Genomic DNA, 11,520 nt, shown 5'->3' on the forward strand with positions numbered 1-11,520 from the left:
AATTATTCATCGCAAAGCAAGCAAAATCGATCTGTAAATGGGTAAATCAAGCTTAAAACTAACTCGAATTAGCCTGTAAATAAGCTAAATTGCAAGCAAGATAAATTTTAAGTAGGCATATTGTAAGAAAGTAAAATTTTAGATGAGATAAGTGGGATAAATCGATTTCAAATCACCGTAGAAGTTGGATGACGATCCTAATTTAAAGCCCCATTTTTCCAGGATTTAAGATGCCTTTTGGATCGAAAGCCCTTTTGATTGCGCGAAATAGCTCCATCTCTGCTGCGCTAAAAGCTAGTGGCATAAATTCCGCCTTACTTAGTCCGATGCCGTGCTCGCCGCTGAGCGTACCGCCAAGATCAACTGCAGCTTTGAAAATTTCGGTGATTGCGTCATGTCCGCGTCGCACCTGAGCTTCATCTTTTTTGTCGGCGACCATGACGTTGGTGTGGACATTGCCGTCGCCCGTGTGCCCGAAGCAGGGCACACGGGCGCCGTATTTATCGCCGATGCGCGCGATACGGCGCAGTAGCTCGGGCAGCTGCGAGCGCGGGACGGTGATGTCCTCATTTAGCTTAAGCGTGCCGTAGATATTGATCGCCTGCGAGCAGTTGCGTCTCGCAAACCAAATGCCCGCACGCTCCTCTTCGCTTTCTGCGATGCGAAAGTCGCTCGCGCCGTTTTGAACGAAAATTTCTTTTATGAGTGCGAGCTCCTCCAAAAGCACTGCTTCTAAATTGCCGTCTGTTTCGCAGATCAAAATCGCGCCCGCGCCCTTCGGCAAGCCTTTATGAAATTTCTCCTCGACCGCGGCTATGCACAGCGCGTCTAAAAATTCCATCGCCACGGGCGTGATACCGGCTGCCATTGTCTTATACACGGCATTCATTGCTGCATCTACGCTAGGAAAGACGCCCATCGCGGTCTTTTTAAGCTTTGGCATTGGGATGAGCTTGAGCGTGATTTCGGTTATGACGGCAAGCGCGCCTTCGCTTGCGATTAAAATTCCTGCCACGTTGAAGCCTGCGACATCTTTGATAGTGCGTTTGCCCGCTCGGATCACCTCTCCATTAGGCAGTACCGCACGCAGTGCCATTACGTAGTCTTTGGTGATGCCGTATTTTGCGGCGCGCATACCGCCGGAGTTTTCGGCGACATTGCCTCCTAGCGTGGAATAATCCTGGCTTGCGGGATCGGGCGGATAAAAGAGCCCGCGCGCTGCGGCTGCTTTTTGCAGATCGATATTTATGCAGCCGGGTTGGACTACGGCGAGTAGATTTTGCATGTCGATTTCTAGAATTTTATTCATATGTTTTTCAAATGCCAAAATCACTCCGCCGTTTGCGGCTAAAGATCCACCAGTAAAACCGCTACCTGCGCCTCTTGGAACTACAGGGATTAAATTTTCGTTGCAAAATTTTAAAATTTGACTGACATCGTCCTCACTTCGCGGGAAAAGCACGCCGTCCGGCAGGCAGCGTCTTTTCGTCGCGTCGTAGCAGTATGCTGTGCGATGAGCCTCGTCAAAATAGGCATTATCCGCGCCTAATAGATTTGTAAAAAACGCTCGCGCAGCGCTATTCGTCGCCATCTAAGCCCAGCAAATAGCGGTAGTGCTTGTCGTAATCGCTGATCGGGCCGTTAGTAAAATCCCAAATGACGGTCTTTATCTCGCCCACGCGTGAGTAAAACGGCAGCTGATAATAAGCTACGCTGCCGCTAGCAAACGTACGCAAAGGCTTGAAACTACCGCAGTCGGCAAATACGCCTTGTTTATCCATCGCGATAAAAATCAGTCCGGCGCTGTTTTGCGCGCAAATTTTACGAAAATCGTCACGGCTGGGATTTGGCTTGTGGTTGTAGCTAAGATAGGCGCCGCCAAGATCTGGGTGGATAAAATTTATATTCGGAAAAGCCTTGATAACCTGCTCGTAAATTTCAGCGTTAGGCGCGACGATTATGGCGCGGTCATAGAGGAAATTTAAGATCACTTTATCGCCGCTTGCAGGTAAAATTTTAGGCAGTGGCAGTGCCTCTTGAGTTAACATATCAAAGACCTCAAATCGCACCTTTGCCTTGCCTGCGCTTTTTTGCGTCACGACTGCGCGCGCAATGATGGAGCTTGCGCCGCTACCGAAATTATGCATCACAACTCCGCTGCTACCTACGGCAATCGTAGAGCTATCTGTGATCTCGCCCGAACCATCCGTTACGCTAAGTAGGGCGGTTTCGTATCGCGGCATGTTAAATTCCGCCCCTATCGCCGCGCTTAAAAATAGACCTAAAATAAGTAAAACTTTTTTCAAAATTCTGCTCCTGAATAAAATTTCGGCTAATTATACATAAAACTTTGAAATTAGCGATAAAATTCCGCGGTATTTACGAAATATAAGCGTTTTTTCGTTACAATCCCGCCTTAAAATAATATTTCAAAGCGGTTTTATATGACTAGAATTTTTATATTGCTTTTTCTGTGGATAGGCGTAGTTTTTGCAAACAACCCCAGCGTAGAGAAGTTTGCCTGGCCCGATGGCGTGAGTCTGCTGCAATTTATGGAAACCGCGGGCATCCCCGCATCTGTATATTATGACCTGGATAAAGAGGATCAGGAGCTTGCCGCTGAGGTACGAGCTGGCGTGGAGTGTCAAATTTTGCGTGATCCCGCAGGTCGCGTCTCCCAGCTGCTAATCCCCGTCAGTGAGGAGCTTCAGATCCACATATACCGCGATAAATTCGGCACTTTTAGATTCGTTTATACTCCGATAGTTTATGAGGAAAACAGCTACTCTTTAGGAATTCAGATCGAAAGCTCGCCCTATCAAGATATCATCAAAGCTACGGGCAATGCGGCTTTAGCGAATGAGTTTATGCTTGTTTTTAAAAACGAGGTAAATTTTAAAAAGCTGCAAAAGGGCGATCGGCTTGTGATTCTATACGAGCAAAAAACGCGCCTTGGCAAGCCTTTTGGCGGAGTAAATATCACCGCAGGAATGATCGAGGAAAATAAAAAGCCCAAATCGCTATATTTTTTCGATGATAAATACTACGACCGAAGCGGTAAAAAGGTCGAATCTTTTCTGCTGATTACACCGCTTGTTTATACTAGAATTTCATCGTATTTTACCCCTAAAAGATTTCATCCGATTTTAAAGCGATATCGCGCGCACTTAGGCGTAGATTATGCAGCCCCCAAAGGCACTAGGGTAAATGCCGCAGGGGCGGGCAAGATTAGCTTCGTAGGGCGTAAAAACGGCTACGGCAACACCGTAGAGATCAACCACGGCGGCGGTATCAGTACGCTTTATGCGCATCTTAGCGGCTTTGCTAGTGGCACAAAAGCAGGCGTTAGCGTCAAGCAAGGTCAGTTAATCGCCTACGTGGGATCGACCGGGCTTAGTTCGGGACCGCATCTGCACTTCGGACTTTATAAAAATAAGCAGGCGATAGATCCGCTTAAGGTAGTCAAGATCGAAAAAACTAACGTTATAAGCGCTGAGGAGCTTAAATTTAAAGCTCTCGTCAAAGATATGGACGCTAGAATGGCTGCGGCTAAAGACGGCTCGAAAAACCCTGCTAAATTTGAAAACTACGAGTCGCTTATCACGATAAATTAAGGCTGAAAATGGAAAATAAAGAGCAGCTGGACGACGTCGAGGAAGCCAAAGCGCTTCTTGATGCGCACTTGGACGATACGCTTGAGCATGAGCTGAGTGCCGCCGATCTTACGGAGCATTTAAAAACTCTAAAGAAGCACGACGAAGAAAAATACGTAGAATTCTTAAAAAAGCTAGATCCAGAGGATCTTGCCGATGCTGCGCTTGAGATGCCCGAGCATATGCTCGAAGACGTCATCGAGACTCTGCCTCACGAAAAGATCGTCGAAGCGATCGAGGAGCTCGAAAGCGACGATCAGGCGGAGCTTTTGCAAAACATCGGCGAAATCGACGAGGACAAGGCCGAGCAGATTTTCTATGGGCTTGACGAGGACGATCGCCACGATATTCTTACTATCTCCAAATATAGCGAAGATGAGGCGGGCGCGTATATGCAGACGGAGGTTTTTAGCGCGAGGCAAGATCAGACCCTGGGGCAAGCGGTCGAGATGCTGCGCGTTATGCGCGAAAAGGACGAGATCGAGAATGTCTTTCAGCTCTTCGTGCTCGATAAAAAAGGGCACCTGCTTACGAGCTTTTCGACGTCCGATCTGATTTTATACGATTTTTCACTCACGTTGGAGCAAATTTCACAAAAATTCGGCGCCGAAAATAAAATCCACTTCGCCACCGATACCGACAAGATCGACGACGTAATCAAGGACTTTGAAGAATTCGATCTTAACGTTATCCCCGTTGTCGATGCTAACGGCGTGCTTATCGGACGTATCACCGCCGATGATATCCACGATCTCATCCAAGAGCGCGCCACCGAGCAAATTTACAACCTCGCGGGCGTCGATGACGAAGCCGAAGACGACGAGACGACGATATTTAAGGCGGGTCGCGCGCGCGCCTTGTGGCTAGCGGTAAATTTATGCACGGCGATCGTAAGCCCCACGATCATCGGGCTTTTTGACGCCACTATAGAAAAGCTGGTCGCGCTCGCCGTGCTTATGCCAATAGTCGCCTCCATGGGCGGCAACACTGGCACGCAGGCGCTTACGGTAACCGTGCGCCGCCTAGCCCTGGGCGAGATAGCGTTTAAAGACAAAAAGCAGGTCCTTTTTCGCGAGATCACGATCGCTTTTATAAACGGCCTCATTTTTGCCACGCTGATGGGGTTTGTGGCGTATTTTTGGTTCGGCATTAAGCTTTTGGGGCTGGTGATTGCGATGTCGATGGTGCTAAATTTAACTCTTGCGGGGCTTTTTGGTGCCGTCATTCCGATCACGCTTAAAAAATTAAATATCGACCCCGCCGTCGGCAGCTCCGTGCTGCTTACCACGGTGACGGACATCGTGGGATTTTTTAGCTTTTTAGGACTTGCGACGTGGATACTACTATAAAAAATTTTAAAATTTCCGAGCTTAAAAGCTCAAATTTCGTTAAACCCTTTCGCCTAAATTTCGAAATGGACGGCGTGGCGCGCGCGTGGGACTGCGTCAAGGTGCACGATAGCGTCTCGATTTTGCTTTATCATACGCAGCGCGACGCGCTTTTGCTCGTCAAGCAGTTTCGCCCCAGCGTGTGGTTTTATCAAGAGGAAAATTTAATAAATTCGCCCGAGAAGGGCTACACCTATGAGCTTTGCGCTGGCATTTTAGATAAGGGCATCAGTGAGGAGCAAACGGCGATCGAAGAGGTGTTCGAGGAGACGGGCTATGCCGTGAAGGATCTGAAATTTATCACGAGCTACTACAGCGCCCTTGGCTTTGCGGCGAACCGTCAAATTTTATACTTCGCGTGCATCGACGAATCGATGAAGCTAGGTCGCGGCGGAGGCGTGGACGGCGAGAAGATCGAGCTTTTCTACCTACCTGCGGCCAAGGCGCGAGAGTTTATGTTTGACGAAAAGATCGTGCGCGCGCCGGGGCTGATCTTGGCATTTCAATGGTTTTTGAGCGAGTTTAAAGCTTAGCGGCGAGACGGAGCTTCGTGTGCCATCGCGCTTTTTTGTGTCTCGGCTTTAAATTTAAAGGACGGCGATGAGGGTTTTACTTAGGCTGTGCGTTATCGCGGCGTGTGTTTATGTCTGCGTGCTAGCGGGACTTTATATCTTTCAGGAACGGCTGATATTTTTGGGCGAGCCGCTAGATAAAAACTTCAAATTTAGCTTTGAAAATTCCGAATTTGCAGGAGTTGTGAATGTGCCCGAGAACGACGAGCATTTAGATACGCCGTCGTCCGCTACGCAAAATGGCGCGGCGACAAACGGCGCTGCAGACGAAGGCGCTTCCGCAGCGAGCGACACAAAAGAAAGCGGCTCCGCAGCGGGTGAGATCAAAAACGAAGGCGCTCAAACTAGCGCCGAGCGCGTCGGCGAAAATACCGCTCGAGACGCCGCTACGGGCAATAACACAAACTCCGCTGCGATAAAATTTCAAGAGATCAATATCTCGTTTGAGGGCGGGTTGATAAACGGGCTGAAATTTAGTGCGGCAGAGCCTAAAGGCGCGATTTTGTTCTTTCACGGCAACTTCGGCGACGTGAGCGGCTGGGGCGCATACGGCGCGGATTTTGCGGCTTTGGGATACGATTTTTATATTTTCGATTACCCAGGCTACGGCAAATCGGACGGCAAAATTTCATCGCAGCAGCAGCTTTTTGCGAGCGCCGATGCGATGAGCCGCTACGTTTTAACGCAGCATTCGCCAAGAAAGCTCGCGATGATCGGCTACTCGATCGGAAGCGGCATCGCAGCGCAGCAGGCTGCGAAGTGGGATGCAGCGCGGCTGATTTTGCTCGCGCCATATTTTAGCTTCGAGCGGCTCGCGCACGAAAAAATCCCCTTCGTACCGAAATTTTTGATCCGCTATAAGATTCCGACCTCGGAATTTTTGCAAGCGGCACGCGGCACTCAGATCACGCTCATCCACGGAGCCGCCGACGAGCTGATACCGGTGCACCACTGTCGTGATCTTGCGGGATTTCTTAAAGAGGGCGATCTATTTTATGAAATACCAGATGCGCCGCATAATGGACTGCTGGCAATGCCCCGTATTTGGGAAATTTTAAAAGAAAGACTGCAATAATCTAGCAGCGGGAGCTCGGCGTAAAATTCCACGCAAAATTCGACCGCTAAATTTTAAAATTTTACGTAGAATTCCGCGCGGATTAGGTCATCGTAAAATAAGATGAAATTTTATAGCGGCAAAACACGGCGCCAAAAATAGGGCGCAATTTCAAATCAAAATTTGCGCACCGTTAGTGTAAATATAGAGCCAATTTTGTAGCGTTAAATTCTTTCTAGCGCGTAGGTGCTGCAAATTTCAAACTAAAATTTGCGCCAGATCGCGACGCCGTATGTTTTAGCTGCGATAAAATTCTGCCATACGAAATTCTATCTCGTAGAATTTTAATTCGCCGCGTTAAAATTTATCCCGCCGCGCCTAAATTTATCCAGCCCGCCGCGCTTTACCGAAATTTATATTTAGTTGTTGTAAAATGCGTTTTTAAAAGGATTTTAGCGGTTTGTGATATGAGTATTTTAGAGAGTATGGAGTGCGTAGGCATCGCTTCGGCGGCGCTTAGCGGGTTTTTATTCGGCGTGAAGAAGGGCTGCGATTGGCTTGGGATCTTTATCGCGGCGTTTTTGACGGCGCTTGGCGGCGGGATCATGCGCGACACCTTAGTAGGCCGAGAGATATACTCGTTCACGCACTACGCGCCCGTAACGATCGTGCTTGCGGTAAGCGCCGTAGCCATTTTTGCCAAACTTTACGAAAACCGCGATTTGGAGGGTAAATTTTTATTTATTCTAACCGATGCGATCGACGTCGTAAGCTTTTCGATCGTGGGAGCGATGGTTGCGCTAAGCTACAATCACAACGTTTTTGGCGTGGTGCTAATCGCATTTTGCAACGGCGTGGGCGGCGGCATTTTACGCGACGTACTGCTGAACGAAGTGCCGTGGTTTTTACATACGGGGCTTTATGGCACGATAAGCATGGGCGTGGGCTTGATATATTTCGTGCTTGATGGATTGGGGCTTAGCGGCGTAGTTTCGGTGCTTATTTTGCTGGTTTTAGGGGTTGCGTTTCGCATGGTGGCTTATTACAAATCTTGGCATCTGCCTAAAGTGGAGTATAAAAAATGAACTATTTGATGGATAATTTTGCGCGCGTAAACGTGGCGCTGGTAAGAGGCGAGGGCTCGATAGTCTATGATGAAGCGGGCAAGGACTACGTGGATTTTGGCGCGGGCATCGGCGTAAACTGCCTGGGGCACGCAAACGAAATCGTGCTGGAAGCGATCGGCACGCAAGCCGCGCAGATCATCCACGGCTCGAATATTTATAGAATTCTGCCCCAAGAAGCCCTGGCTCAAAAGATTAGCGAGCTTTTAGGATACCGCACATACGCGGTGTTTTGCAACTCGGGCGCGGAGGCGAACGAAGCGGCGATCAAAATGGCGCGTAAATACGGCACCGTAAACTTCCCTAATAAAAAATTTGAAATTCTAACTCTGCGAAATTCCTTCCACGGCCGCACGCTAGCGACGCTGCAAGCTACGGGGCAGGAGAAATTTCATCCCGAAATTTTTGCTCCATATATGCCCGGGTTTAAATTTTTCGACGATATCGAGGATATCATCGCGCACATCGATGAAAACAGCGTCGCCGTGATGATCGAGCTAGTCCAGGGCGAGGGCGGTATCAAGCCTCTGGATAAGGCGAGCGTGCAAAGGCTGGCGGCGGTTTTGAAAGAGAAAAAGCTGCTTTTGATCACCGATGAGGTGCAGTGCGGCGTATATCGCACGGGTGAGTTCGCGACGTCGCAAATTTACGGCATCCGCCCCGACATCATCACCTTTGCCAAAGGGCTTGCGGGCGGCGTGCCGATCGGCGCGTGCGTGGCGCAGCAAAACATTTTCGCTCCGGGCGAGCACGGCAGCACCTTCGGCGGTAACTTTTTGGCGACCTCTACGGCGCTTGCGGTGCTTTCGCAGCTAGAGTTTTTAAAAGCGAGCGGCAAGCTTGATAAGACTATAAAAAGATTTATCAAAAAACTAGACGGGCTCGCCGTAGACTATCCTAGCCTGATCGAAAAGCGCGTGGGGCTCGGTCTGATGCAAGGCCTCGTGCTGCGCGATGAAAAAAATCTGGGCGAGATTTTTAATAAAGCCCTGCAAAACGGACTTTTGATCCTAAAATCCGGCAAGCGCACCCTTAGATTTTTGCCTGCGCTAAATATCAAAAAATCCGAGATCAAAGAGGGCTTTGCGCGCCTACGCAAGAGCCTGGACGAGATAGTGCGGGCGTGAAATTTAGCGATTTTTTTGAGAGCTGGCTAAACGAGAGCTACTACGCAAATGCCGCTAAAATCGGCAAGAGCGGCGATTTTTACACTGCCGTGAGCGTAGGGAGCTTCTTCGGTATCTGCATCGCGCGCGAAATTTTACGCCTAAGCGCGAATTTTTGCGCGATGCAAGAGTTAAGCTTAGACGCGGCGGCAAGCTCGGGCGTATCGCGGCAAAACATTGCGGCGAGCGAGCTAAATCTAGATGTCGCACTTGAAGAAAAACCGCAAAATAGCGCCAAAATCGCTATCGTAGAGATAGGATCGCACGACGGGCGGCTGCTTTGCGACATCGCGCAAGCTATCTTTACGCTGGGCGGCGTAGCGGCGCTTGATAAATTTAGCTTTGCGATTATCGAGCCGCACGAGCGCCTGCGCGAGCTACAGCGGGCGAGCTTTGCAGAGAGCTTCGGCGACGAAATCGCGCTAAAGCACTTTGCAAGCGTGCGCGAGGCGAAATTTAAAGATGCGATCTTTGTGGCAAACGAGCTTTTCGACGCCTTTAAATGCGAGGCGGTGGACGGCGAAAATATGCTTTTTATCGAAAGCGGCGCGGCAAAATTTGCTCCCATAAAAGAACGTGAAATTTTAACCCTCGCGCGCAGATTCGGCATCTCGCGCGGCGAAATCCCGGTCAGATATTTTCGCTTCGCGCGCGAAATTTGCGCCAGCGCGCAGCGGTTTTATTTCATAGCCTTTGATTACGGACAGATGGGCGCTAGCGGCGATTTTAGCCTGCGGATCTACCGAAACCACGAGGTTTTTAGCTTCTTTGAGGTGCAAAACTTAAGCGATTTTTACGGCAAGAGCGATCTTACCTACGACGTAAATTTTGAAATTTTGCGCGCAGCGTTTGAGGACGTGGGCGCCGTGACGGCGGATTTTAAAAGACAGATCGCGGCTCTCATAGACTTCGGCGCGGTCCAGCTTTTAGAGCTTTTTATGCAAAAAAGCGGCGAGAGGGGCTATCATAACGCGCTTTTGCAGTTCAATCACCTGCGCGCTGAGTTTGGCGAGAAGTTTAAGATGATAAAATTTAAAAAGGGGCTTTGATGAAAGCTTTTATCGATTGCGACTGCGAAATTTTACAAAAGACGCTGGAGTTGTTTTTAAAAGATCATGCCGCAAGTGCGCAGGATTGCGACTTTGTGATAAGCGACGAGCCGCAAAGCTCGGTAAAACCGCTATTTTTGATCGGCGAGGACGGAGATTTGGCTCTGCCGTTTTCCAAGCAGATGTTATTATCGAGGCTAGAGGATTTTCAAAGCTCGCTACGGGTGGATCTTAGTGGATACGACGCGGCGAGTGTGGAAGATGAAATTTGCGCGTTGTTTGATGAGTTTAAGGAAAAAATCATCGAAATTTTAAGAAGGCAAAATGGCTAAATTTTCCAAACCCGGCGGTACGCTCTTTACGCAAATCTCAAGCGGCATTTATAGGGGCAAAAAGCTCGCTCTGCCCGCGTTTTCGAGCACGCGCAGCACGAAAAGCATCGTAAAAGGCTCGTTTTTCGATACGTGGCGGGCGGAGTTTCGCGGCGCGGCGTTCGTCGAGTGCTTCGGCGGTAGCGGTGCGATGGCGCTTGAAGCGCTAAGCAACGGCGCAAAAAACGTTTATGCGATCGAAAAGGACGCTGCCGCGCATAAAATAATGCGGAAAAATTTTGAGCTTTTTGGGCTCGGCGCAAACGCGATTTTGGGTGATTGCTTCGAGCGACTACCCGAAATTTTGCACGAGCTGCAAGCGGATATGAACGGACGCTCGGGCGCGAATTTGCCAAATTTAAGCGGCAAAAATTTTAAAAACCGTGCCGATGGCGCCGTCTGCTGCGAAAATTTAGGCGGCGAGAAAGAGGGTTGTCGCAAAACTTTCAATAGCGTAGAGCAGGGCGAGGACGGATACCGCGCCGCGCAAAGCGTAGAAGCGGAAGGCGGCGCGCAAAGCGGCGTGAAAGATTTGGCTAAATGCAGCACGCGAAGTAGTATGTCTGATAGAGCGCAAAATGGCGCGCAGAGCGGCGCAAATGGTGATTGCGCAGGCGTGGAGGGTTTTGGCGGTTGTGCCCAGATTGTCGATTACGCGGGTGCTACTAGCATAAAATACTGCGTGAATTCGCTAGCTACGGACGCCGCGAGCTTTAACGAAAAGTTTGACGCGAGCTCCGCTTCGCAATACGATGCAAGCGGCACCGAGACCGCTAATTGCAACTTAAATTTAAGCTCAAAATGCAGCGAGAGCTCTAATTTTGACACAAATCGCGGTGCGGGCTTAGACGTGAGCTGCGAAGAGAAAGAAATCTTAAATTTAGGCGAAAATTTTGCCACTAGCTACGGAGAAAATTTACATTCAAACGCAAATTTCATCTATGATTCAAGAAAAAATTCCACTGCGAATTCTAGTGGTAATTTTGGCGTTAGCTGCGGAGAGAATTTGTATTCAAGCGTAAATTTAATGCATGATTTAAGAAAAAATTTCGCCGCTAGCTCCCGTGAAAATTTCTCCTGCGGTTTAGACAAAAGCTCTGCCGCAAATTCTAGCGAGAGCCATACTGCAAATTCCATAGAAAA

General features: G+C 49.1%; 11 protein-coding genes. 9 read left to right on the plus strand and 2 right to left on the minus strand.

What is annotated here, in order from left to right:
• Positions 1 to 202 precede the first annotated feature (202 nt).
• Positions 203 to 1,591: an FAD-linked oxidase C-terminal domain-containing protein gene (locus tag Q0605_RS07410; RefSeq protein ID WP_298705622.1), complete on the minus strand. Its 1,389-nt coding sequence runs from the start codon at positions 1,589 to 1,591 to the stop codon at positions 203 to 205.
• Positions 1,578 to 2,306: a plasminogen-binding N-terminal domain-containing protein gene (locus tag Q0605_RS07415; RefSeq protein ID WP_298705625.1), complete on the minus strand. Its 729-nt coding sequence runs from the start codon at positions 2,304 to 2,306 to the stop codon at positions 1,578 to 1,580. Before Q0605_RS07415 ends, Q0605_RS07410 begins: the two co-directional genes overlap by 14 nt.
• Positions 2,307 to 2,444: 138 nt before the next feature.
• On the opposite strand from Q0605_RS07415, the gene Q0605_RS07420 reads away from it, so the two are divergent.
• From Q0605_RS07420 to Q0605_RS07460, 9 genes are all read left to right on the plus strand, one after another.
• A complete protein-coding gene (locus tag Q0605_RS07420; RefSeq protein WP_005871954.1) occupies positions 2,445 to 3,614 on the plus strand; it encodes a peptidoglycan DD-metalloendopeptidase family protein in 1,170 nt (389 codons plus the stop codon).
• Positions 3,615 to 3,622: 8 nt separating this feature from the next.
• Positions 3,623 to 5,002, plus strand: a complete 1,380-nt coding sequence (gene mgtE / locus Q0605_RS07425; RefSeq protein WP_298705628.1) for a magnesium transporter — start codon at positions 3,623 to 3,625, stop codon at positions 5,000 to 5,002.
• Positions 4,987 to 5,574: an NUDIX hydrolase gene (locus Q0605_RS07430; protein WP_298705631.1), complete on the plus strand. Its 588-nt coding sequence runs from the start codon at positions 4,987 to 4,989 to the stop codon at positions 5,572 to 5,574. The genes mgtE and Q0605_RS07430 overlap by 16 nt, the downstream gene beginning before the upstream one ends.
• A 67-nt stretch (positions 5,575 to 5,641) precedes the next feature.
• A complete protein-coding gene (locus Q0605_RS07435; RefSeq protein ID WP_298705634.1) occupies positions 5,642 to 6,688 on the plus strand; it encodes an alpha/beta fold hydrolase in 1,047 nt (348 codons plus the stop codon).
• A gap of 446 nt (positions 6,689 to 7,134) precedes the next feature.
• Entirely contained in the window at positions 7,135 to 7,752 is a 618-nt protein-coding gene (locus Q0605_RS07440) for a TRIC cation channel family protein (protein WP_298705637.1), read from the plus strand.
• Complete coding sequence (locus Q0605_RS07445) at positions 7,749 to 8,918, plus strand: aspartate aminotransferase family protein (RefSeq protein ID WP_298705640.1); 1,170 nt, start codon at positions 7,749 to 7,751, stop codon at positions 8,916 to 8,918. The genes Q0605_RS07440 and Q0605_RS07445 overlap by 4 nt, the downstream gene beginning before the upstream one ends.
• Positions 8,915 to 10,006 (plus strand): SAM-dependent methyltransferase, encoded by a 1,092-nt coding sequence (locus tag Q0605_RS07450; protein WP_298705643.1) that lies wholly within the window; start codon positions 8,915 to 8,917, stop codon positions 10,004 to 10,006. Before Q0605_RS07445 ends, Q0605_RS07450 begins: the two co-directional genes overlap by 4 nt.
• A complete protein-coding gene (locus Q0605_RS07455; protein ID WP_298705646.1) occupies positions 10,006 to 10,338 on the plus strand; it encodes a hypothetical protein in 333 nt (110 codons plus the stop codon). Before Q0605_RS07450 ends, Q0605_RS07455 begins: the two co-directional genes overlap by 1 nt.
• Positions 10,331 to 11,520: RsmD family RNA methyltransferase (locus Q0605_RS07460; RefSeq protein WP_298705649.1), on the plus strand; the 1,190-nt coding region annotated here is incomplete at its 3' end. The genes Q0605_RS07455 and Q0605_RS07460, both read left to right, overlap by 8 nt.

Source organism: uncultured Campylobacter sp. (assembly GCF_938017705.1).
GTDB lineage: Bacteria > Campylobacterota > Campylobacteria > Campylobacterales > Campylobacteraceae > Campylobacter_B.